A 23,213-nucleotide genomic window follows, 5' to 3' on the forward strand; every position below is an offset into this window, starting at 1 on the left:
CGTTCCCCGGGCAGGCATGCGCCACTCGGTAGCACTGGGCCGTCCGACTTGTCCGGGGCGGCCAGCCCGGGCGGAGCCGCTACCGGGAGGCTCCGCTCCACTACATTGAGCGCGGGCGTGTCGCCGGGGCGGTGGCATGGGTATGGGCGGCACCGACGGCGGTCGGGCCGGCGGGCGAGGGAACGGGGCCGTAGATGGGACTTGACGGGGCACGGAGCCACGACGAGCGGACCACCGCCACCCCCCGCACGCCGATGCCGCACCCGCGTCCCCCGGCCCGTGTGCCGTTCGACCTCGCGGCCTGGGCCTCGGCCCCGCGGCCCGAGGCCGACCCGGGCGTCTTCCGCCAGGACCACCGGCAGATCGATCCCGAGCGCGCGGAGGCCGCCAAGGTCCCCACCTGGCCGCTGCTCCTGCGGGCGGGGCTGAACGCGGTGGTGGGGTGGTTCGCCTTTGTCTACGGAACGCAGCTCGCGCTGCGCGTCATCGTTCTGACCGTGTGGGTGGACCATCCCTCCTCGACGGCGGTCACAGTGGTGGGGCTGTCGGTCAACGCCCTTGTCCTGGCCGTCGTCATCAAGGTCTTCGGCCGGATGGGCCGGTGGGTGGAGGTGTGGCGGCGGTTCGCCCTGCCGTTGCTGTCGCGGACGGTGACGGAGGAGGTCCCGGCCACCGAGGAGGAGCAGGCGGAGGCGGCCCGGCAGCGGGACCCGTGGACGGTGCTGCGGCAAGGTGGGGCCGCCGCTGCGGCCGGGCGGCTGGACGCCGAGGCGGTCGGGGACGTCGACTACGTGCGGATCCGGCGGGCCTGGGAGTCGGCCCAGGCCGACCCGGCCTTCCTGCCGGCCTTCGTCGAGCAGGTGTCACTGCGCGGCGCCGCCGCGTTCGCGCACCCCTCGGAGACGCGCGAGCTGCCGGGCCGGACGGAACGGCACGACCTGCTGCTGGGCCAGGTGCGGCTCGGCACCGCGCAGGACGTGCCGAAGAACCCGCTGACCCACCGGTCGGCCGGTTTCGCGCTGGACCCGGTGGTGCTCGGCACCTCGCTGCTGGCGGTGGGCCCGGCCGGAACGGGCAAGACGGCGCGGCTGGCCCGCCCGGTGGCCGAGGCGCTGTGCCTGCAGGCGCTGGCCGGGACGGCGTGCGCGGTGGTGATCGGGACGGCGGACGCCGACCTGGGGCCGGACGCCTGGTACGACGTGGTGATCGCCCCGGGTGACGCCGGGTCCCGCTACGGGCTGGACCTCTACGGCGCGGCGCAGGATCCGGACGAGGCGGCGGCCCGGTTGGCCGAGGCGCTGTTGCCGGACGAGCTGACGGCGCGCGCCGAGTCCGCCCGGACGGCCCTGCAGCAGATGGTCGGCCCGTTCCACGCCGCGTTCGGCCGTTATCCGGGTGTGCGCGAGCTGCGGGCGCTGCTGGTCGGCGAGCCGGAGTCGCTGGAGGCCCTGGTGAAGGGGCTGCGGGCGGCGGAGCGGCTGGGTTCGTTCGAGCGGGACCTGGAGCACCGGGAGCGTCAGCGCGGCCGGGCGGACGATCCGGGGGCGCTGCTGGCGGACCGCCTGGCGCTGCTGGACCGGCCGGCCTTCGAGGGGGCGTTCGCGACCGACGGCACGGGCCGTCCGCCGTTCGCGATGCGGGTGCTGGACCATCCGCTGCGGGTGCGGGTGAAGCTGCCGGAGCGCAGCCACCCGGAGGCGGCGCGGATGCTGTCGCGCCTGTTGGTGGGGCAGTTCGTGCAGGCGGCCGGATCGCGCGGGGACCGGTCGCTGTTCGCCGGTCTGGTGGTGGACGACGCCTCGGCGGCGTTGGACGCCGGGATCGTGCGCGGCCTGCAGCGGTTGCGCGGGGCGAACGCCGGGGTGGTGCTGCTGCTGCGCACGCTGGTGGACCTGCCGGAGGCGTTGCGGGCTCCGCTGTTCGGGGCGGTGGGCTGCCGGGCGGCGTTCCCGGGCATCGCGCCGTGGGACGGGCGGCTGTTCTCGGAGGCGTGGGGCACCCATCTGGTCCGGGAGACGGCGGTGACGCTGGCCCCGGACACCTCGGGCGGGATCGTGCGGCGGGCGGGGCGGCTCGGGCGCAAGGCGCTGTCGGGGACGACGGCGCAGACGGAGTCGGTGACCACCCGGGAGGTGGAGCGGTTGCGCTGGTCGCCGTCGGACCTGGCGCACGCCCTGCCGGCGGGGCATGCGGTGGTGTCGTTGACGGCGGTGTCGGGGGAGCAGGTGCCGCCCTTGCTGGTGGACCTCCGGGGCTGAGGCGGGCGGCCGAAGCTCGCCTCCGAGGTGGATTCGGCGGTGCCGGTTGTCCGGAGCGTCCATAATGAGAGGTGGGGATCCCCCCGGACTCCCAGCCCTTTCCCCGCCCGGCCGCAACGGCGCGGTCGCGTCGCTCCCCCGAAGGTGCCATGCCCCCCACACTTGCCTCCGTCGTCCGCAACACCTCGCTCCATCTGACGGTCCTCGCCGGTGCGGACCATCTGGAGCGGCCGGTCCGCTGGGTGCACACCAGTGAGCTGGACGATCCGACGCCCTTCCTCGAAGGCGGTGAGCTGCTGCTCACCACCGGTATCAAGCTGGGCCGTACGGCCGCCCGGCTGCAGGCGTACGTGCACCGGTTGGCCGACGCGGGGGTGGTCGGGCTCGGGCTGGGGGTGGGGCTGTCGCACACGGAGGTGCCGCAGCCGCTGGTGGACGCGGCGGCGCAGCGCGGGCTGCCGCTGCTGCGGGTGCCGGAGCCGACGCCGTTCATCGCGATCAGCAAGGTGGTGTCGGCGGCGCTGGCGGCCGAGCAGTACGAGGCGGTGACGACCAGCTTCGAGGCGCAGGAGGAGCTGACCCGGGCCGCGCTGGGCAAGGACGGCACGACGGCGGTGGTGCGCCGGCTGGCGGCCCGGCTGGGCGGCTGGGCGGCGCTGTACGACGGTTCGGGCGCGCTGTCGGTGGTGGCGCCGGACTGGGCGGCGCGGCGGGCCGGTCGGCTGGCGGCGGAGGTGGACCGGCTGCGGCGGCGTCCGGCGCCGTCGAGTGCCGCGCTGCAGGGGCGGGCGCCGGGGATAGACACGGCGGACGAGGACTACGTGGTGGTCCAGTCGCTGGGGGCGGACCGGCGGGCCCGCGGGTTCCTGGCGGTGGGCACCGAGGACCGGATCACGCCGACCGAGCGGTATGTGCTGAACGCGGCGGTGGCGCTGCTGACGCTGACGCTGGAGCGGTCGCGGGAGCTGCGGCAGGCCGAGGAGCGGATGGGCGCCGCGCTGCTGCGGATGGTGCTGGCGGGCGAGGTGGCGACGGCGCGGCAGGTGGCGACGGGCCTGTTCGGCGGGCTGCCGGAGGGGACGGTCCGGGTGCTGGTGGCCGGGGGCGCCCAGGGGGTGGACGCCGGGGAGTCGCTGGGCGAGCTGGGCGACCGGGCCGAGCAGGCGGGTGCGCGGGTCGGGGAGAAGCTGCTGGTGGCGCGGGAGGAGGGCACGCACGGGCCGCGGCTGATGGTGCTGGCGCTGGACAACGGCGCGGTGCACCGGGCCTGCCTGGGTGTGGTGGAGGAGCACGAGGGCCTGTCGCTGGGTGTGTCGGCGCCGGCGGCGCTGGAGGACGCGGGGACGGCGCACGCGCAGGCCGAGCGGGCGCTGGCGGTGGCGCTGCGCGGTGGGCGGCGTTCGGTGGACCACGAGGAGGTCGGCGCGGGTTCGCTGCTGCCGCTGCTCGGGGAGGACGCCGTGACGGCCTTCGCGGAGGGGCTGCTGCGGCCGTTGCGGGACCACGACCGGACGGCGCGCGGCGATCTGGTGGCCTCGTTGCGGGCGTGGCTGTCGCGGCACGGGCAGTGGGACGCGGCGGCGGCCGATCTGGGTGTGCACCGGCACACCCTGCGCTACCGGATGCGTCGGGTGGAGGAGCTGCTGGGGCGGTCGCTGGACGACACGGACGTCCGGATGGAGCTCTGGCTGGCGCTGCGCTCGGGCGAGGAGTAGCCGCAGTGGGCCGGGGCCGCACGCGGCGGGCCGGTCCGCGCCGCACGCGGGGGTCCATCCGGCTGGACGTGGTGGAGTGGCCGCGCGGGCGAACGCTACTCCGTGTCCAACCCGGTCGGTGTGCCGGCCGCCCTACCCTCGATTGCGGTTCCACGTCCGTGGGGCCGTGAGGACTGACGAGGAGAGGCCGGGTACCACGGTGACCACCACGTACGATTTCTGGCTGGCCGGCCGCCGGGCGAGCGGCGACGCCGAGTTCGAGGTGCACAACAGCTGGGACGGCCGTCTGGTCGGCACGGTGGGCATCCCCAGCGAGGCGCAGGTCGAGGAGGCCCTGGAGGCCGCCGTCGCCGCGCTGCCGGTGTTCGCCGCGACCCCGGCGCACGTGCGTTCCGCCGCCCTGGACCACGTGGCCCGGCGGCTGGCCGAGCGCACCGAGGAGATCGCCCGGCTGATCACCGCGGAGAACGGCAAGCCGATCAAGTGGGCCCGCGGCGAGGTCGGCCGTGCCGTCTCGGTGTTCCGCTGGGCCGCCGAGGAGGCCCGCCGGACCAACGGCGAGACCATGCGGCTGGACACCGACCCGGGTGGTGTGGGCCGGTTCGCGCTGGTGCGCCGCTTCCCGCGCGGCGTGGTGCTGGGCATCGCCCCGTTCAACTTCCCGCTGAACCTGGTCGCCCACAAGGTCGCCCCGGCGATCGCGGTCGGCGCGCCGATCATCCTCAAGCCGGCTCCGGCCACCCCGCTGTCGGCCATGGTGCTGGGCGAGATCCTGGCCGAGACCGACCTGCCGGCCGGTTCCTGGAGCGTGCTGCCGGTCCCGAACGACCGGATGCCGGCCCTGGTGCAGGACCCCCGGCTGCCGGTGATCTCCTTCACCGGTTCGGACAAGGTCGGCTACCAGATCATGGACTCGGTGCCGCGCAAGCACACCACCCTGGAGCTGGGCGGCAACGCCGCGGCCGTGGTGCTCGCCGACTGGTCCTCCGAGGCCGACCTGGACTGGGCGGCCACCCGGATCGCGATGTTCGCCAACTACCAGGGCGGCCAGTCCTGCATCTCGGTGCAGCGCGTGATCGCCGACGCCTCGGTCTACGACGCGCTGGTGGAGAAGGTCGTCGCCAAGGTGGCCGAGCAGGTCACCGGTGACCCGAACGACGACGCGACGGACGTCGGCCCGCTGGTCGACGAGAACGCCGCGAAGCGGGTCGAGTCCTGGGTGGACGACGCGGTGGCCAAGGGCGCGAAGCTGCTGGCCGGCGGTACCCGCGAGGGCGCGACCTACGCCCCGACCGTGCTGGCCGAGCTGCCGGCGGACGCGATCCTGGCGACCTGCGAGGTGTTCGGTCCGGTGCTGTCGCTGCACCGGGTGGACGGTGTGGACGAGGCGTTCGCCGCCGTCAACGACTCGCCGTTCGGCCTCCAGGCGGGCGTGTTCACGCGTGACCTGCAGACCGCCTTCCGGGCCCACCGGGAGCTGGAGGTCGGCGGTGTGATCATCGGCGACGCGCCGTCCTACCGCGCCGACCAGATGCCGTACGGCGGTGTCAAGGACTCCGGTGTCGGCCGCGAGGGCGTCAAGTACGCGATGGACGACTACACCGTCGAGAAGGTCATGGTCCTCACCGGCCTGGACCTCTGAGGCAGTGCTGACGAAGGGCCCGGCCGCGCCGCGGCCGGGCCCTTCGGCGTGCCGGGGGAGCGGGGCTCAGGTCCGGCCGGCGGCGGCCGCGACGGCCTCGGCGACGGTGGCGTCGCCGGCGACCAGGTCCAGGGTCCGCCCGGCGGTGCCTGGTTCGTGCAGCAGGGCGGCGAGCACGGCGGCGACGTCCTGCCGGTCGACGGCGCCGCGCGGGAGGCCGGGGGCGAGCCGGACCAGACCGGTGCCCGGTCCGTCGGTGAGGCGGCCGGGGCGCAGGACGGTCCAGTCCAGGCCGGGGCGGGACCGGACGGCGTCGTCGGCGGCGCCCTTGGCCCGCAGGTAGGTCTGGAAGCCCTCGTCGGCGGGGTACTCGGCGTCGGCGTCGGCGCCCATCGAGGAGACGATGAGGTAGCGGCGGACACCGGCGAGTTCGGCGGCGTCGGCGAGCAGGACGGCGGCGTCCCGGTCGACGGTGAGTTTGCGGGCGGCGCCGCTGCCCGGTCCGGCGCCGGCGGCGAACACCACGGCGTCGGCGCCGTCGAGCAGTCGGGCCAGCTCCGGGGCGGCGGCCGCCTCCAGGTCGAGCAGCAGCGATTCGGCGCCGACGGCGGCGAGGTCCTCGGCGTGTTCGGGACGGCGGACGATTCCGGCCGGCCGGTCGCCCCGCTCGGCGAGCAGCCGTTCCAGTCGGACGGCGATCTGTCCGTGGCCCCCGGCGATGACGATGCGCATGGCTCCGACGGTAGCGCGGGGCGGGGGCGGCGTCCTGGGGAACCGGTGCGGGGGTCGGGGGAACGGCGCGGCGCCGGGGGGAACCCTTGGTGCTGGGGAGGGTGCCGGGCAGGCCACAATGGGCGCATGACTTCGCTCGCCCACCCGCAGCTGCGGTTCACCCCCGAGGTGACCGACCCCTCCGGCCCCCGGGAGCTGGTGGTCCTCGGCTCCACCGGTTCGATCGGCACCCAGGCCGTCGACGTGGTGCTCCGCAATCCCGACCGGTTCCGGGTGGTGGCCCTGTCGGCGGCCGGCGGCCGGGTCGAGCTGCTTGCCGAGCAGGCGGTGCGTCTCGGTGTGCACACCGTCGCGGTGGCCGATCCGGCGGCGGAGCCGGCGCTGCGCGCGGCGCTGGCGGCGAAGGCCGGGGGCGCTCCGCTGCCGACCGTGCTGGCCGGTCCGGACGCGGCCACCGAGCTGGCGGCGATGGAGTGCCACTCGGTCCTGAACGGCATCACCGGGTCGATCGGTCTGGGCCCGACGCTGGCGGCGCTGCGGGCCGGCCGGGTGCTGGTGCTGGCCAACAAGGAGTCGCTGATCGTCGGCGGCCCGCTGGTGAAGGCGGTGGCGCGGCCGGGGCAGATCGTCCCGGTGGACTCCGAGCACGCCGCGCTGTTCCAGGCGCTGGCCGGCGGCACCCGGGCGGAGGTCCGCAAGCTGGTGGTGACCGCGAGCGGCGGTCCGTTCCGCGGCCGCGGTCGCGCGGAGCTGGCCGGGGTGACCCCCGCCGACGCGCTGGCGCACCCGACCTGGGCGATGGGCCCGGTCGTCACGATCAACTCGGCCACCCTGGTGAACAAGGGCCTGGAGGTGATCGAGGCGCACCTGCTCTACGACGTGCCGTTCGACCGGATCGAGGTCGTGGTCCATCCGCAGTCGGTCGTGCACTCGATGGTGGAGTTCACGGACGGTTCGACGCTGGCGCAGGCGAGTCCGCCGGACATGCGGATGCCGATCGCGCTCGGCCTGGGCTGGCCGGACCGGGTCCCGGACGCCGCGCCGGGCTGCGACTGGACGAAGGCCGCGACCTGGGAGTTCTTCCCGCTGGACGACGAGGCTTTCCCGGCGGTCGAGCTGGCCCGCGAGGTGGGCACCCTGGGCGGTACCTGCCCGGCGGTGTTCAACGCGGCGAACGAGGAGTGCGTGGACGCCTTCCTGAAGGGCCGCCTCGCCTTCACCGGGATCGTGGACACTGTGGCGAAGGTCGTCGCCGAGCACGGGGCCCCGGCCGGGGGAACTTCGCTCACGGTGGAGGACGTCCTGCACGCGGAGGACTGGGCGCGCGCCCGGGCCCGCGAGCTGGCGGCGGGCTGACGGTCCGCCCGAAGGGGCGACAGCACCGGGGCGGGGCCGTCCGGACGGTCCCGCCCGGCGGACCGGTACGACGACAGGACGATCGGAGCGGCATGACGGAGGCGCAGCGGTGGCAACGGTGATGACGGTGGTCGGCATCCTGGTCTTCGTACTGGGACTGCTCTTCTCGATCGCCTGGCACGAGCTCGGCCACCTCTCCACGGCCAAGCTGTTCGGCATTCGGGTGCCCCAGTACATGGTCGGCTTCGGCCCGACCGTCTGGTCCCGGAAGAAGGGCGAGACCGAGTACGGCCTCAAGGCCGTTCCCCTGGGCGGGTACATCCGGATGATCGGGATGTTCCCGCCGGGCGCGGACGGGCGGATCACCCAGCGCTCGACCTCGCCCTGGCGGTCCATGATCGAGGACGCCCGGGAAGCCTCCTACGAGGAGGTGAAGGAGGGCGACGAGTCGCGGCTCTTCTACACGCGCAAGCCGTGGAAGCGCGTGATCGTCATGTTCGCCGGGCCGTTCATGAACCTGCTGCTCTCGTTCGGGCTCTTCCTGACCGTGATGATGGGCTTCGGCGTCTCGATGGCGGTGCCCACCATCGGCACCGTCTCGGAGTGCGTGGTCAAGGCCGGTCAGGCCACCGACACCTGCCCGGCGGACGCCCCCGCGGCGCCCGCCTCCCAGGCCGGGCTCAGGCCGGGCGACCGGGTGGTGTCCTTCGACGGCGACCGGATCAGTGACTACGAGCAGCTCCAGGGCGACATCCGGAAGTCGGCCGGCAAGAAGGTCGAGCTGGTGGTGGAGCGGGACGGGCAGCGGCTGACCCTCGAACCGACCATCGCCGTCAACGACGTGCAGAAGTACGACGCCCAGGGCCTGCCGGTGAAGGGCGAGACGGTGCGGGCCGGCTTCCTCGGCTTCACCCCGACCACGGGTGTGGTCCGGCTCGGCCTCGGCCAGTCCGTCGACCGGATGTACGACATGGCGGAGCACGGTGTGGAGTCGCTGGCCGCGCTGCCCGGCAAGATTCCCGGGCTGTGGCACTCGGTGGTGGACGGCACCCCGCGCGAGGCGGACTCCCCGATCGGCATGGTCGGCGCGGCCCGCGTGAGTGGAGAGGTGTTCTCGCTGGACATCCCGGGCAGCCAGCGGGTCGCCTACTTCGTCAATCTGCTCGCCGGGATCAACCTCTCGTTGTTCCTCTTCAACATGCTGCCGCTGCTGCCGCTGGACGGCGGCCACATCGCGGGCGCGGTCTGGGAGTCGGTCCGCCGCCGGTTCGCACGGCTGTTCCGCCGTCCCGACCCCGGTCCGTTCGACGTGGCCCGGCTGATGCCGCTCGCGTACGTGGTGGCCAGCGTGTTCATCGGCTTCACCCTGCTGGTGCTGGTCGCCGACCTGGTCAACCCGGTCAAGATCAGTTAGAGCGGTCGGCCGGTGGGTGCGCGGGCGCCCGTTCCGGTGCCGTACCGTTGGAGCCCGGGCGCGCGATCGTCGGCGCGCCCGGGTTCGGTCGTCCCAGCGGCCGGGCCGACCACACATCGAACCCGGGGAACCCTGCGCACATGACCGCGATCTCGCTCGGTATTCCGTCTCTGCCGCTCAAGCCGCTCGCCAAGCGCCGTGTCTCCCGTCAGATCATGGTCGGCAGTGTGCCGGTCGGCGGTGACGCGCCCGTCTCGGTGCAGTCCATGACCACCACGGTGACCTCGGACATCAACGCCACGCTGCAGCAGATCGCGGAGCTCACCGCGTCCGGCTGCCAGATCGTGCGGGTCGCCGTCCCGTCCCAGGACGACGCGGACGCGCTGCCGATCATCGCCAGGAAGTCGCAGATCCCGGTGATCGCCGACATCCACTTCCAGCCGAAGTACGTCTTCGCCGCGATCGACGCCGGCTGCGCCGCGGTCCGGGTCAACCCGGGCAACATCAAGGCTTTCGACGACAAGGTCGGCGAGATCGCCAAGGCCGCCAAGGGCGCCGGCGTGCCGATCCGGATCGGCGTCAACGCCGGTTCGCTCGACAAGCGCCTGCTGGAGAAGTACGGCCGCGCGACCCCCGAGGCGCTGGTCGAGTCCGCGCTCTGGGAATGCTCGCTGTTCGAGGAGCACGACTTCCGCGACATCAAGATCTCGGTCAAGCACAACGACCCGGTCGTGATGATCAACGCGTACCGCCAGCTCGCCGCCGCCTGCGACTACCCGCTGCACCTCGGCGTCACCGAGGCCGGTCCCTCCTTCCAGGGCACCATCAAGTCCGCGGTCGCCTTCGGCGCGCTGCTCGCCGAGGGCATCGGCGACACCATCCGGGTCTCGCTGAGCGCCCCGCCGGCCGAGGAGATCAAGGTCGGCAACCAGATCCTGGAGTCGCTCGGCCTGCGCCAGCGCGGCCTGGAGATCGTCTCCTGCCCGTCCTGCGGCCGCGCCCAGGTGGACGTCTACAAGCTCGCCGAGGAGGTCACGGCCGGCCTGGAGGGCATGAACGTGCCGCTGCGCGTCGCGGTCATGGGCTGCGTCGTCAACGGCCCGGGCGAGGCCCGTGAGGCCGACCTCGGTGTCGCCTCCGGCAACGGCAAGGGCCAGATCTTCGTCAAGGGCGAGGTCATCAAGACCGTCCCCGAGTCCAAGATCGTGGAGACCCTGATCGAGGAGGCGTTCAAGATCGCCGAGCAGATGGAGTCGGAGGGCGTCGAGTCCGGCGCGCCGACCGTCACCGCCGGCGAGTGACCCACCCCGGTGCCGGGTAGGTCCGCGCGGTTCTTCCGGAAGCGGGGCCGTCCGTGCGCGGACGGCCCCGCGGCCGTACCCGGGTGGGGGCAGGGAGTAGGGTGCGGCCACCGTCGTCTCAGTAAGGTGCTGTCTCGATGCTCGATCGAGGTGTGATGCTCCCCAGCTCGTTCCAGGCCGCCCGCGCCCTGGCGACCACCCGCGTGCTGGAACCGCCGGACCTCGCCGACGCCCTCGCCGTCCTCCACCGCGACCCCGTCGCCAACGCCTTCGTGGCCACCCGGGTGGAGGCCGTCGGCCTCGACCCCTGGCGGCTCGGCGGCGAGATGTGGGGCTGGTACGACGAGCACGGCGAACTCGACGCGCTCTGCTACGCCGGGGCCAATCTCGTCCTTGTCGAGGCCGGCCCGCAGGCCGTCCGGGCCTTCGCCGAACGCGCCCGCAGGCAGGGGCGCCGCTGCTCCTCCATCGTCGGCCCGGCCGGGCCCACCGCGGCCCTGTGGGCGCTGCTGGAGCGCAGCTGGGGACCCGCCCGCGAGGTCAGGGCGCACCAGCCGCTGCTCGCCACCACGGTGCCCTCCGCCGAGATCGCGCCGGACCCGCTGGTGCGGCGGGTGCGGCGGAACGAGGTCGACGCCCTGATGCCGGCCTGCGTGGCGATGTTCACCGAGGAGGTCGGCGTCTCGCCGATGGCCGGTGACGGCGGTCTGCTGTACCAGGCCCGGGTCGCCGAACTCATCGCCACCGGCCGCTCGTTCGCCCGCTTCGGCGAGGACGGCGAGGTCGTGTTCAAGGCCGAGGTCGGGGCGGTCACCGAGGGCGCCTGCCAGATCCAGGGGGTCTGGGTCGCGCCCGGGCACCGGGGGCAGGGGCTGTCCGAGACCGGGATGGCCGCGGTGCTGGAGATCGCGCTGCGCGAGGTCGCGCCGGTGGTCTCGCTGTACGTCAACGACTACAACCTGCGGGCACGGGCCTCCTACCGGCGGGTGGGGTTCCGGGAGGTCGGGGCGTTCATGAGCGTGCTGTTCTGAGGGCGGACCGGCGGCCGGCCACCGGGTTGCCGGTGCGGGCCGCGCCGCGGGTGGGCGGGGGGTAACGTCCGGGGCATGGAACGGGTGACTGGGGTGATTGCGGGGTGACCGGGGTGACTGGGCCGGACGAGGTGCGGATCGAGCCCGTCGACCTCGCGGCGTGGGCTCCGCAGGCGCTCGACGTCCAGGCGGTGGCCTTCGGGCTCACCCCCGAGGAGGTCATGGTCCGGCTCCACATCGTCGGACGGCACGCCCAGCAGCCCGGGGTGATCGCGCTCGGGGCGTTCGGCGGTGGCCGACTGGTCGGGTTCGGGTACGGGATGCCCAACCGGCGCGAGCACTGGTGGAGCACGGTGATCGAGCCCTATCTGGTCGCCCGGGGGCACGGGGCCTGGCTGGACGACGTCTTCGCGGTCACCGAACTGCACGTGCTGCCGGAGTTCCAGGGGCGGGGCGTCGGCTCGGCGCTGATCCGGACGCTGACCGCGCGGTCCGGGGCGGACCGCAGCATCCTCTCCGCGATCGACGCCGAGACACCGGCCCGACGGCTCTACCGGTCGCTGGGCTACCGGGACCTCGCGCGGGCCGTGCACTTCCCGAACACGGAGCGGCGCTACGCCGTGATGGGGGCTCCGCTGCCGTTGCGCGGGGCGGGCGGCGCGGACGTGGTTCAGAGCGCGCCGGCGAACTCCAGATAGAGCTCGGCGTCGGTGCGGCGGCCCGCGGCGAGGGCGTCGACGGCGAGGTCGACGGCGCGGACCAGGGTCCAGTCGCGCAGTCGTTCGCGGTCCACCTCCAGGGCTTCGGCGAGCTGGTGCAGCCGGCGCCGGACGGCGGCCGGGAGGCCGGGGGAGCCGACCAGGGTGTCGGCGCGGTCCAGGGCCAGGCGGGCCAGGTCGTAGGCGCGTTCTCCGACCAGCGGCCGGGGGTCGATCGCGAGCCAGGGGGCGCGGTCGGCGGCGAGCACGTTGCCGTGGTGGAAGTCGCCGTGCAGCAGGAACTCCTCGGTGGCGGAGGCGGCGAGGGCGACGGCGGTCTCCCGGGCCTCGGCGAGAAGGGGTTCGGCCTCGGCCGGGAGGCCGGCGGCGGCGCCGGCCCTGCCGGTGCCGGTGGCGGTACCGGAGGCGGAGGGCGACGGGGCGGGGACGCCGTCGAAGGGGTGGTCCGCGGGGACGGGCGCCCAGAGCCGGTGGAGCAGGCTGGTGGCTTCCAGCATGGCCTTGGGTTCGGCGAGCGAACGCAGGGGGATCCCGCCGTGCAGCCGCTCCAGCAGGAGGACGGTGGTCCCGGGGTCGGGGGCGGCCGTGCCGAGGAGCAGGACGGCGCCGCGGCCGGCCCAGACGGTCAGGGCCTCGGCCTCGTGGGCGGTGCCGGGGGTGCGGAGGGAGACCTTGAGCACGGCCGGGGCGAGGTCGTCGTCGCGGTGGACGTAGGCGACCAGGGCGAGCGAGCCGCCGGGGTCCAGGACGCGGTCCAGGGTCAGGCCGAGCCGGGCGAGCTCGGCGGTGACGAGGGCCGGGAGGGCGGCGAGCCAGCGGTCCGCGTCCTCGGGGCGGACGGCGGCGACGTTCCGCGCGAGCCGGTCGGGGACGCTGATCTGCCCTGGTGCTGCTGCCGACATGCCGGCCTTTCGGTAGCGGTTCCCCCGTGGTGGTACAGGTCCATTGTCGGTGATGGGAGGGAACGGGGCCGCTGGGCGGTGCGCGGGCCGGGTCCGGCGCCTTCGGCTACGGGGTGGGGGAGCCGGTGCCGGCGGGGGTGTCGGGGAGGCCGGGGAAGGCGGTGGGGGCCGCGCCCCACTGGCGGGCGCGGAGGGCGGATTCGCGGAGGGCGTCGGCGGCCGACGGCCGCTGCGGCGCGGGGACGGCGGCCACCAGGTCGGCGTAGACGGTGGCCAGCCGGGTTTCCAGGTGGGCGGCGAGGCGGCCGGCGGAGGCGGCGTCGGTGACCGGGAACGGGAGCCGGTAACCGGCGGCCGCCGCGTCGGGGCTGGCGCCGCTGCCGGCGAGCAGACGCTGCCAGGCGTCGCGGCGGGCCTGGTGGGCGGCCAGGGCGGTGCGGGCGGCGGTGCGCTGCCCGTCGTCGGAGACGCGGGCGCCGACCACGCCGTAGCCGTAGACGGCGGCGTGCTCGGCGCCGAGGGCGTCCTGGAAGGGGGCCGCGGTGCCGCCCGGGGCGGCGGACGGGGCCGTGCCGCCGGCGGACGGGGACAGGGACGCGGTCGGGGACGCGGTCGGGGACGCCGCCGGGGCCGGGGCGGCCGCCGGGGCGGCGTCGCCGAGGGCCACCGAGTGCAGGACCCCGGCCGCCGAGATCGAGGCCAGCAGGCGGGCCAGCGGCGGGGAGGCGGCTCCCAGGTCGGCCAGCCGGGCCTGGGCGGTCTGCCGTTCGAGCGAGGCCAGCGCGGCGGTGGTGGGCACGGCGGGGGCGGTGCCGGACGCGGTGGCGCCCGAAGGAGTGGTGCCGGACGGGGCGGTGCCGGACGAGGTGGCGCCGGACGAGGTGGTGCCGGGGGTCGGGACCGGGGTGGCGGTGTCCAGGGCCGCGCGGTGGCGGGCGACCTCCTCGCGCAGGGGCTGGAGCTGGGGCGACTGCGGGAGCAGGGCGTCGTAGGCGGCCAGCAGGGTGTCGGTGGCGTCGAGGGCGCGCCGGCGGACCGGCTCGTCGGGGTCGGGGCGGCGGTGGTCGCCGGCCGTCGGACTGCCGGGGTCCTGGTGGTGCGCGTCGGTGCATCCGGTCAGCACGCCGCCGGTGAGGAGCAGCCCGAGGGCCAGGAAGGACCGTCGGCCGGTCGGCTGCATGGGTGTCACTCCGGGGCGGGTACGGGAGGACTGCCTGCCCTCGCTGGCGTGAATGATTACAGAATCCTCACCTGCCCGGGCACGGATTGCCCTTCCGGCGGGGACGGGCGGCCCGTGTGAGCTTGCTCGCACCGGGCCGGGCGGGGGCGGTCGGACCGGGGGCGGAATCGGTGGTTGGGCGGTTCACCGGCTAGGCTTTGGGCCGAGCTGCCGCGACCCGGCCGCGCGCCGGAGCGGCGCGCCGGTGGGTGCGGTGCGACCTTCCGACAACAGCAGACGCGGCCGAGGAGTCCACCCGGATGAGCACCACCCCCATCGACCGGCTGCGTGCGTTGCTGGAGCCGCTGGCCGCGCAGTCGGGCCTGGACCTGGAGGACGTCAAGGTCACCCAGGCGGGCAGCCGCCGCCAGGTGCAGATCGACGTGGACGCCGAAGGCGGCGTGGACCTGGACACCGTCGCCGAGTTCAGCCGGGTGGTCTCCGAGGCCCTGGACGAGTCGGACGTGATGGGTTCCGGCGCCTACCTGCTGGAGGTCGGTTCTCCGGGCGCGGAGCGTCCGCTGGAACTGCCCCGGCACTGGATCCGGGCCGAGGGCCGGCTGGCGAAGATCCACCTGGTCGACGGCGGGGAGATCGTCGCCCGGGTGCTGGCGGCCGACGAGGACGGCGCACTGGTCGAGGTGCAGCCGGTCAAGGGCCGCGGCCGGGCCAAGGAGCGCCGGCTGGAGTACGCCGAGGTCGCCCGTGCCCGCATCCAGGTGGAGTTCAACCGCAAGGACGACGAGGAGCTCGACGAGCTGCTCGACGAGGGGGACGACGGTGCGGAGTGACGACCTGCGCACCGACCGCACCATGACGAACGTGACGAAAGACGAGGAGGCGTAGCCGTGGACATCGACATGAGTGCCCTGCGCACGCTGGTCAGCGAGAAGAACATCCCCTTCGGCCTCGTGGTCGAGTCGATCGAGTCGGCCCTCCTCACCGCGTACCACCGCACCGAGGGCTCGCGCCGCCGCGCCCGGGTCGAGCTGGACCGCCAGTCCGGCCATGTGACGGTCTGGGCCACCGAGGACGCGTCGGAGCTGGACGAGGGCGTCGAGCCGAAGGAGTTCGACGACACCCCGAGCGGCTTCGGCCGGATCGCCTCCAGCATCGGCATGCAGGTCATGATGCAGCGGCTGCGCGACGCCGCCGACGACCAGACCTTCGGCGAGTACGCGGGCAAGGAGGGCGACATCGTCACCGGTGTCGTCCAGCAGGGCAACGACCCGAAGAACGTGCTGGTCGACATCGGCAAGCTGGAGGCCATCCTGCCGCCGCAGGAGCAGGTCCCGGGCGAGGACTACCGGCACGGCACCCGGCTGAAGTGCTACGTCGTGGCCGTGCGCCGGGGTGTCCGCGGGGCGTCGGTGACGCTGTCGCGCACCCACCCCAACCTGGTCCGGAAGCTGTTCGCGCTGGAGGTCCCGGAGATCGCGGACGGCAGCGTGGAGATCGCCGCGATCGCCCGCGAGGCCGGTCACCGGACGAAGATCGCGGTCTGGTCGCGCCGCCAGGGGCTGAACGCCAAGGGCGCCTGCATCGGCCCGATGGGCGCCCGGGTGCGCGCGGTCATGGGCGAACTGCACGGCGAGAAGATCGACATCGTCGACTGGTCGGAGGACCCGCGTGAGATGGTCGCCGCGGCGCTGTCCCCCGCCCGGGTGACCAGCGTGGAGATCGTGGACCTGGCGCAGCGCTCCGCACGGGTGATCGTGCCGGACTACCAGCTGTCGCTGGCGATCGGCAAGGAGGGGCAGAACGCCCGCCTGGCCGCCCGTCTGACCGGCTGGCGGATCGACATCCGGCCGGACACCGAGGGCGTCGAGCCGGAGTCCCCGGCCGAGTAGTCGTTGTCGTCGGAGCCCCCCGCCGGTCCCCTGGGAACCGGCGGGGCGGCGCCATGTCCCTTCGGAGGGGTAGACTTGCCTTCGTCTGGCCGGACGCCCGTCCGAGCACGCCCGGAACGCACCTGCGTGGGCTGCCGCAAGCGAGCGGCCAAGCACCAGCTGTTGCGTGTCACGGCGGTCGAGGGCGTATGCGTCCCCGACCCACGTGGCGCACTGCCGGGCCGGGGAGCGCATCTGCATCCCGAACCGGCCTGTCTCGACCTCGCGGTCCGCCGACGGGCGTTCCCCCGGGCCTTCCGGCTCCAGGGCGCGCTCGACACCGGGCGGCTCCGCGAGTTCATCGAGGAGCGGGTGAGCGACAGCTCCCCGTGACAGCGCGCCGCTCGCGCGGCGGAGAACCACCGCAACAAGCACGGCGCACGGGCAGCCGTACGTCGTGCCACCAGTCAGGTACCTCGCGATGTGGAAGTAGGTCGAGATTGCGATGAGCACTCGATGAGTACGCGATGAGTACGCGATGGGTACGCCCATGAAGTAGCGACAGTCCGGCGGACGAGACCCCCGGACTCATAGACAGGAGTGAAGTGGCTAAGGTCCGGGTTTACGAGCTCGCCAAGGAGCTTGGTTTGGAGAGCAAGGCCGTGATGGCCAAGCTCACCGAGCTGGGCGAGTTCGTCCGTTCGGCGTCCTCGACCATCGAGGCGCCGGTCGTGCGCAAGTTGACTGACGCGCTTGGCGTTGCCCCCACCGGTGGTGGCTCTGCTGCCAAGCCGGGCCCGCGGAAGCCCGCGGCGCCCCAGCCCGCGGCCGGTTCGGCCGCGGGTGCACCCAAGCCGGGTGCCCCGACCCCGGGTCCGCGCCCCAGCGCGACCCCCGGTCCCCGTCCGACCCCCGCGGCCGCGGCCCCCGCGGCTCCGGCCGCGCCCGCCGCCGCCGCGCCCGCCAAGCCGGCCGGTGCTCCGGCACCGGGCCCGCGCCCGGCGCCGCGTCCCGCGGCGGCCGCCCCGGCCGCTCCGGCGGCCGAGTTCTCCTCGCCGGCCCCCGTGTCCGGTGAGACCCCCGAGGCTCCGCGCCCGGCCACCCAGGCCCCGCGCTCGGCCGGTGGCCCCGCCGCCGGCGCCGGCGCCCGTCCGGGCCCGCGTCCGGCCGGCCCGCGTCCGGGCAACAACCCGTTCACCTCGGGCAGCGCCACCGGTATGGCCCGCCCCGGCGACCGTCGTCCCGGCGCGCCCGGCGCGCGTCCGGGTGCTCCGGCCGGCCAGGGTGGCGAGCGTCCGGCCCGCCCGGGTGGCGACCGTCCGCGTCCGGGTGGCCAGGGTGCCCCCGGTGCCGGTGCCCCCCGTCCGGGTGGCGACCGTCCGGCCCGTCCGGGTGGCGACCGTCCGCGTCCGGGTGGCCAGGGTGCCCCCGGTGCCGGTGCCCCCCGTCCGGGTGGCGACCGTCCCCGTCCCGGCGGCCAGGGTGCCCCCGGTGCCGGTGGTCCCGGTGGCGCTCCGCGTCCCGACGGCATGCCCCGTCCGGCCGGCCCGCGTCCGACCCCGTCGGGCATGCCGCGTCCGAACCCGGGCATGATGCCGCAGCGTCCGGCCGGTCCGGGCCCGCGTCCCGGCCCGGGTGGCCGTGGTCCGGGTGGCCCCGGTGGCCGTCCGGGTGGTCCGGGTGCCGGTGGCGCCCGTCCGGGCTTCCAGGGCCGTCCGGCCGGTCCGGGCTCGCGTCCGGCCGGTGGCGGCTTCGGCGGCCCCCGTCCCGGTGGCGGTGCCCCGGGCGGCGGCGGTGGCTTCGGTCCCCGTCCGGGTGGCTTCGGCGGCCGTCCCGGTGGCCCGGGTGCCCGTGGTGGCACGCAGGGTGCCTTCGGCCGTGGCCCCGGTGGCCGTCCGGCCCGTGGTCGCAAGTCGAAGCGGGCGAAGCGCCAGGAGTACGAGGCCATGCAGGCCCCGTCCGTCGGCGGTGTGATGCTGCCTCGCGGCAACGGCCAGACCGTTCGCCTGTCGAGCGGCGCCTCGCTGATGGACTTCGCGGAGAAGATCAACGCCAACCCGGCCGCGCTCGTCTCCGTCATGTTCAACCTCGGTGAGATGGTCACCGCGACGCAGTCGGTCTCCGACGCGACGCTGCAGCTGCTGGCCGACGAGATGGGCTTCCAGCTCGAGATCGTCAGCCGGGACGACGAGGACCGCGAGCTGCTGGAGTCGTTCGACATCGACTTCGGCGCCAACGAGGGCGACGAGGACCAGCTGGCCCCGCGCCCGCCGGTCGTCACCGTCATGGGTCACGTCGACCACGGTAAGACCCGTCTGCTGGACGCCATCCGCAAGTCCAACGTGGTGGCCGGCGAGGCCGGTGGCATCACCCAGCACATCGGTGCGTACCAGGTGGTCACCGAGGTGAACGGCGAGTCCCGCCCGATCACCTTCCTCGACACCCCGGGTCACGAGGCGTTCTCCGCCATGCGTGCCCGTGGTGCCAAGTCCACCGACATCGCGATCCTGGTGGTCGCGGCCAACGACGGTGTCATGCCGCAGACGGTCGAGGCGCTCAACCACGCCAAGGCCGCGGGTGTGCCGATCGTGGTCGCCGTCAACAAGATCGACGTCGAGGGTGCCGACCCGACCAAGGTCCGCGGTCAGCTGACCGAGTTCGGTCTGGTGGCCGAGGAGTACGGCGGCGACACCATGTTCGTCGACATCTCCGCGCGCCAGGGCCTCAACATCGAGCAGCTGCTGGAGGCCGTGGTCCTGACCGCGGACGCCTCGCTCGACCTCCGGGCCAACCCCGAGCAGGACGCGCAGGGTATCGCCATCGAGGCCCACCTCGACAAGGGCCGCGGTGCCATGGCGACCGTCCTCGTGCAGCGCGGTACCCTCCGCGTCGGCGACTCGATCGTGGTCGGCGACGCCTACGGCCGCGTCCGCGCGATGCTGGACGAGAACGGCAACAGCCTCGCCGAGGCCGGCCCGTCCCGTCCGGTGCTGCTGCTCGGTCTGACCTCGGTGCCCCGCGCCGGCGACAGCTTCATCGTCGTCGACGAGGACCGCACCGCGCGCCAGATCGCCGAGAAGCGCTCGGCCCGCGACCGCAACGCCGCCTTCGCGCAGCGTCGGGTCCGGGTGTCCCTGGAGGACCTGGACAAGGCCATCGCCGCCGGCTCCATCGAGCAGCTCAACCTCATCATCAAGGGTGACGTCTCCGGTTCGGTGGAAGCCCTTGAGGACGCCCTCGTCAAGCTGGACGTGGGCGAGGAGGTCGAGCTCCGGGTCCTGCACCGCGGTGTGGGTGCCATCACCGAGTCCGACGTGGACCTGGCGATGGGCTCGGACGCCATCATCATCGGCTTCAACGTGCGCGCGGAGGGTCGTGCGCGCGCCGCGGCCGACAAGGAAGGCGTGGACGTCCGGTACTACTCGGTCATCTACCAGGCGATCGAGGAGATCGAGAACGCCCTCAAGGGCAAGCTCAAGCCGGAGTACGAGGAGGTGCGCCTCGGCGCCGCGGAGATCCGCGAGGTCTTCCGCTCCTCCAAGTTCGGCAACATCGCCGGTGTCCTGGTCCGCGACGGCATCATCCGCCGCAACACCAAGGCCCGCCTGCTGCGCGACGGCAAGGTCGTGGCGGAGAGCCTCACCATCGAGGGTCTGCGTCGCTTCAAGGACGACGCGACCGAGGTCCGCGAGGGCTTCGAGGCCGGTGTGACCCTGGGCTCGTTCAACGACATCAAGGTCGACGACGTCATCGAGACCTACGAGATGCGCGAGAAGCCGCGCGCGTAAGCGAGTGGCTGCCGGGGCCGGTCGACGGGTGGTATTTCCGTCGACCGGCCCCGGTCCTGCTGTGTAGGGTCCGGGGAGCGGTCCCGTTCGGGAACCGCTCCCCGAGGCCCCCAGGTCGGCTTTGACCTGTCACACATGTTCGTGGGAACACTCACCTTCGACCTCCTGCTGGGCGACGTCCACTCGCTCAAGGAGAAGCGGTCGATCGTGCGGCCCATCGTGGCCGAACTGCAGCGCAAGTACAGCGTGTGCGCTGCCGAGACCGGGAACCAGGATCTGCACCGCCGGGCCGAGATCGGCCTCGCGGTGGTGTCCGGCGAAGCCGGGTACATCACCGAGATCCTGGACAGCTGTGAGCGGTTGGTCGCCGGCCGCCCCGAGGTTCAGCTGCTCTCCGCCAGGAGGCGCTACCACAACGACGACGACGAATGAGAACCGTGACAGCGGACGGCGCGAGTCGCCGTTCTCACACGGATCAGGACCGAGAGCGCCCACAAGGCTGGGCGCGGGCCGGTACTTTGGGGCAGGGGCCCCGATGGGCGAGCAGCACGCCCGAGTACCCGGCCCACTGCACGAGGAGGCACAGTGACCGACACCGCAAGGGCGCGCAAGCTCGCCGACCGCATCCAGGTGGTCGTCGCCCAGACCCTGGAGCGCCGGATCAAGGACCCGCGACTCGGGTTCGTGACCATCACCGACGCCAGGGTGACCGGGGACCTGCGCGAGGCCACCGTCTTCTACACGGTCTTCGGCGACGACACCGAGCGTGAGGCCACGGCCGCCGCGCTGGAGAGCGCCAAGGGCGTGCTCCGCTCCGAGGTCGGCAAGCAGACCGGGGTGCGCTTCACCCCGACGCTGACCTTCGTCGCGGACGCCCTGCCGGAGAACGCCAGGAACATCGACGACCTGCTCGACCGGGCCCGGGCCATCGACGCCGCGGTGCGCACCAGCGCCGCGGGCGCGGTCTACGCCGGCGACGCGGACCCGTACAAGGTTCCGGCGGCCGAGCGTGACGACGAGGACGAGTAGTCATGGCGGGTGAGCCGGCGGCCGCCGGTTCGGCGGCCGGTACCGGTTCGACCACGGGGGCGTCCTCCACCGACACGGTGGAGGACGCCCCCGTGGTGCTTCCGGGGCCGCGCGCCGAGGAGAGCGGATTCGAGCTGCTCTGGCAGCAGGTGGTCGCCGAGATCGGCCGGGCCCGCTCGATCGACCTGATCTGCCACATCTGCCCGGACGGCGACGCTCTCGGCTCCGCCCTGGCGGCCGGGCTGGCCCTCAAGGGCCTCGGCAAGGAGGTCCGGGTCTCGTTCGGCGACGATCCGCAGATCGTCCCCGAGTCGCTGGCCTTCCTTCCCGGCCAGGAGCTGATCGTGCCGGCCTCGGCGGTGCCCGAGGTCCCCGAGCTGGTGCTCTGCTTCGACGTCGCCGCGGAGAGCCGGCTGGGCCTGCTGCACGACAAGGCGTTCGCGGCCCCGGTGCTGGTGGTCCTCGACCACCACGCGTCCAATCCCGGCTTCGGCACCCACCAGCTGATCGACCCGGACGCGCCGGCGACGGCCGTGCTGGTGGACGAGCTGCTGCGCCGGCTGGGCGTCGAGCTGGACCAGTCCCTGGCCACCTGCCTGTACACCGGGGTCGCGACCGACACCGGCTCGTTCCGGTACCGGGCGACCACGCCCGCCACCCATGAGCTGGCGGGGCGGCTGCTGGCCACCGGCATCCGGCACGACCTCATCTCGCGGCAGCTGTGGGACACCTCCTCCTTCGGCTACCTCAAGGTGCTGGCCGGGGCGCTCGACCGCGCCGTCTACGAGCCGGACGCGGCGGGCGGCCTCGGCCTGGTGTGGACCTGGGTGCCGTACCAGGAACTGGTGCTGTTCAGCGTGACCGTCGAGGAGATCGAGGGTCTGATCGACATCCTGCGCCGCCCGGCCGAGGCCGAGGTGGCGCTGGTGCTCAAGCAGGACCCGGACGGCACTCTGCGCGGCTCCTCCCGCTCCAAGGGCGCGGTGGACGTCGCGGCCGCCTGCGCGGAGCTCGGCGGTGGCGGCCATGTCTACGCGGCCGGGTTCTCCGCCCGGGAGGACGTCCACGTGGTGGTGGAACGCTTCCGCGCCGCCCTGGAGCCCCGCCGGGACTGATCCGCCGCGAGCCCCGCCCGCCGCGGACCGCCCGCCGTGCGGCGTGGTGGGCGGGGCCGTGCGGTCGGTAGGTTGGCGGTTCGTGGTTGATCGTTTTGTGGTTGATCGTTTTGTACAGAGCTTTGACAGAAAGAACTTGATGAAGCGCAAAGGCACCGCCCCGGACGGCCTCGTCATCGTCGACAAGCCGGAGGGCATCACCTCGCACGGGGTGGTCGCGAAGCTGCGGTGGCTGGCCGGGACGCGGAAGGTCGGCCATGCCGGCACCCTCGACCCGATGGCCACCGGCGTCCTGGTGATCGGGGTCGAACGGGCCACCCGGCTGCTCGGCCACCTGATGCTCACCGCCAAGACCTACGAGGCGACCGTCCGGCTCGGGCAGACGACCGTCACCGACGACCGGGAGGGCGAGGTCACCTCCTCGACCCCGGCCGACGGGGTGACCGGGGAGGCCGTCGCCGCCGGCGTCGCGGCGCTCACCGGCGAGATCATGCAGGTGCCGTCCAAGGTCAGCGCGATCAAGATCGACGGCAAGCGCTCCTACGCCCGGGTGCGCGAGGGCGAGGACTTCGAGCTGGCGGCCCGGCCGACCACCGTGCACTCCTTCACCGTGCACGAGCGGCGCGAGGCGGTCGCGGAGGACGGCACGCCGGTGGTCGACCTGGACGTCACCGTGGAGTGCTCCTCCGGCACCTACATCCGGGCGCTGGCCCGGGACCTCGGCGCCGGGCTCGGCGTCGGCGGGCACCTCACCGCGCTGCGGCGCACCAGGGTCGGGCCGTACGGGGTGGAGTCGGCGCGCACCCTGGAGCAGTTGGAGGAGTCGGTGACCGGCGACGCTGCCACCGGGCTGGAGGTACTGCCGATCGCCGCCGCCGCCGCGGCCGCCTTCCCGCGCTGGGACCTCGACGCCGACCAGGCGAAGCAGCTGTCCCACGGCGCCCGGCTGAAGGCCCCGGGGATGGGCGTGGACGGGCCGATCGCGGTGTTCGGCCCGGACGGCACCTTCCTCGCGCTGGTGGAGGAGAAGGCCGGCCAGGCCCGGCCGGTCGCCGTCTTCGTCGGCTGAGCCGGCGCCCCCACCGGGGCGGTACCGCCCCGGTGGGGGCGCCGTCGGGGGAAGTTCACCCGTGCGGGGGAGCGCACGAGGTGAACCGCGGTCG

Annotated in this window: 19 protein-coding genes; 16 read left to right on the plus strand and 3 right to left on the minus strand. The window is 74.1% G+C overall.

Annotated features, from left to right (window positions below; all coding sequences use genetic code 11):
- Positions 1-194: 194 nt before the first annotated feature.
- The 3 genes from ACIQ9P_RS36920 (at position 195) to ACIQ9P_RS36930 (ending at position 5,615) form a co-directional block, all read left to right on the plus strand.
- On the plus strand, positions 195-2,258 hold the full coding sequence (locus tag ACIQ9P_RS36920) for an ATP-binding protein (protein ID WP_402366148.1): 2,064 nt from the start codon (positions 195-197) through the stop codon (positions 2,256-2,258).
- 149 nt (positions 2,259-2,407) lie between these two features.
- A complete protein-coding gene (locus ACIQ9P_RS36925; protein WP_402366150.1) occupies positions 2,408-3,973 on the plus strand; it encodes a PucR family transcriptional regulator in 1,566 nt (521 codons plus the stop codon).
- 199 nt (positions 3,974-4,172) lie between these two features.
- Complete coding sequence (locus ACIQ9P_RS36930; protein ID WP_402366152.1) at positions 4,173-5,615, plus strand: aldehyde dehydrogenase family protein; 1,443 nt, start codon at positions 4,173-4,175, stop codon at positions 5,613-5,615.
- 66 nt (positions 5,616-5,681) lie between these two features.
- Here the strand turns inward: ACIQ9P_RS36930 and ACIQ9P_RS36935 are convergent, their stop codons facing one another.
- Entirely contained in the window at positions 5,682-6,347 is a 666-nt protein-coding gene (locus tag ACIQ9P_RS36935) for an NAD(P)H-binding protein (protein ID WP_402366154.1), read from the minus strand.
- Between the two features lie 126 nt (positions 6,348-6,473).
- Here ACIQ9P_RS36935 and dxr point away from each other — a divergent pair, with 126 nt between their 5' ends.
- From dxr to ACIQ9P_RS36960, 5 genes are all read left to right on the plus strand, one after another.
- Positions 6,474-7,703, plus strand: a complete 1,230-nt coding sequence (gene dxr / locus ACIQ9P_RS36940; protein ID WP_402366156.1) for a 1-deoxy-D-xylulose-5-phosphate reductoisomerase — start codon at positions 6,474-6,476, stop codon at positions 7,701-7,703.
- A gap of 109 nt (positions 7,704-7,812) precedes the next feature.
- The gene (locus tag ACIQ9P_RS36945) at positions 7,813-9,117 is read left to right on the plus strand and encodes a M50 family metallopeptidase (RefSeq protein ID WP_402366157.1); all 1,305 of its coding nucleotides are present in this window, start codon (positions 7,813-7,815) and stop codon (positions 9,115-9,117) included.
- A 140-nt stretch (positions 9,118-9,257) separates the two neighbouring features.
- A complete protein-coding gene (gene ispG, locus ACIQ9P_RS36950) occupies positions 9,258-10,418 on the plus strand; it encodes a flavodoxin-dependent (E)-4-hydroxy-3-methylbut-2-enyl-diphosphate synthase (protein WP_402366159.1) in 1,161 nt (386 codons plus the stop codon).
- A 155-nt stretch (positions 10,419-10,573) separates the two neighbouring features.
- Positions 10,574-11,449 (plus strand): GNAT family N-acetyltransferase, encoded by an 876-nt coding sequence (locus tag ACIQ9P_RS36955; RefSeq protein WP_402366230.1) that lies wholly within the window; start codon positions 10,574-10,576, stop codon positions 11,447-11,449.
- 104 nt (positions 11,450-11,553) lie between these two features.
- Complete coding sequence (locus tag ACIQ9P_RS36960; protein WP_402366161.1) at positions 11,554-12,147, plus strand: GNAT family N-acetyltransferase; 594 nt, start codon at positions 11,554-11,556, stop codon at positions 12,145-12,147.
- On the opposite strand, the gene ACIQ9P_RS36965 is transcribed toward ACIQ9P_RS36960, so the two are convergent.
- Positions 12,120-13,070: an aminoglycoside phosphotransferase family protein gene (locus tag ACIQ9P_RS36965; RefSeq protein ID WP_402366163.1), complete on the minus strand. Its 951-nt coding sequence runs from the start codon at positions 13,068-13,070 to the stop codon at positions 12,120-12,122. The two genes, ACIQ9P_RS36960 and ACIQ9P_RS36965, sit on opposite strands and share 28 nt — an antisense overlap.
- A gap of 106 nt (positions 13,071-13,176) precedes the next feature.
- Positions 13,177-13,662 (minus strand): ferritin-like domain-containing protein, encoded by a 486-nt coding sequence (locus ACIQ9P_RS36970; RefSeq protein ID WP_402366233.1) that lies wholly within the window; start codon positions 13,660-13,662, stop codon positions 13,177-13,179.
- An 887-nt stretch (positions 13,663-14,549) separates the two neighbouring features.
- On the opposite strand from ACIQ9P_RS36970, the gene rimP reads away from it, so the two are divergent.
- The 8 genes from rimP (at position 14,550) to truB (ending at position 23,119) form a co-directional block, all read left to right on the plus strand.
- Positions 14,550-15,080, plus strand: a complete 531-nt coding sequence (gene rimP, locus ACIQ9P_RS36975; RefSeq protein WP_402366166.1) for a ribosome maturation factor RimP — start codon at positions 14,550-14,552, stop codon at positions 15,078-15,080.
- 57 nt (positions 15,081-15,137) lie between these two features.
- On the plus strand, positions 15,138-16,139 hold the full coding sequence (gene nusA, locus ACIQ9P_RS36980) for a transcription termination factor NusA (protein WP_402366168.1): 1,002 nt from the start codon (positions 15,138-15,140) through the stop codon (positions 16,137-16,139).
- Positions 16,140-16,265: 126 nt separating this feature from the next.
- Complete coding sequence (locus ACIQ9P_RS36985) at positions 16,266-16,511, plus strand: YlxR family protein (RefSeq protein ID WP_375969135.1); 246 nt, start codon at positions 16,266-16,268, stop codon at positions 16,509-16,511.
- Between the two features lie 212 nt (positions 16,512-16,723).
- Positions 16,724-19,906 (plus strand): translation initiation factor IF-2, encoded by a 3,183-nt coding sequence (infB, locus tag ACIQ9P_RS36990; protein ID WP_402366170.1) that lies wholly within the window; start codon positions 16,724-16,726, stop codon positions 19,904-19,906.
- Between the two features lie 135 nt (positions 19,907-20,041).
- On the plus strand, positions 20,042-20,338 hold the full coding sequence (locus ACIQ9P_RS36995) for a DUF503 domain-containing protein (protein WP_266274452.1): 297 nt from the start codon (positions 20,042-20,044) through the stop codon (positions 20,336-20,338).
- Between the two features lie 153 nt (positions 20,339-20,491).
- Entirely contained in the window at positions 20,492-20,935 is a 444-nt protein-coding gene (gene rbfA / locus ACIQ9P_RS37000) for a 30S ribosome-binding factor RbfA (protein WP_402366174.1), read from the plus strand.
- 2 nt (positions 20,936-20,937) lie between these two features.
- Positions 20,938-22,050, plus strand: coding sequence for a bifunctional oligoribonuclease/PAP phosphatase NrnA (locus ACIQ9P_RS37005; RefSeq protein WP_402366177.1), 1,113 nt, complete (start codon positions 20,938-20,940; stop codon positions 22,048-22,050).
- A 139-nt stretch (positions 22,051-22,189) separates the two neighbouring features.
- Entirely contained in the window at positions 22,190-23,119 is a 930-nt protein-coding gene (truB, locus tag ACIQ9P_RS37010) for a tRNA pseudouridine(55) synthase TruB (RefSeq protein ID WP_402366179.1), read from the plus strand.
- Positions 23,120-23,213: the final 94 nt, after the last annotated feature.

It is taken from the genome of Kitasatospora sp. NPDC094019, from assembly GCF_044764505.1.
Taxonomy (GTDB): Bacteria; Actinomycetota; Actinomycetes; order Streptomycetales; family Streptomycetaceae; genus Kitasatospora.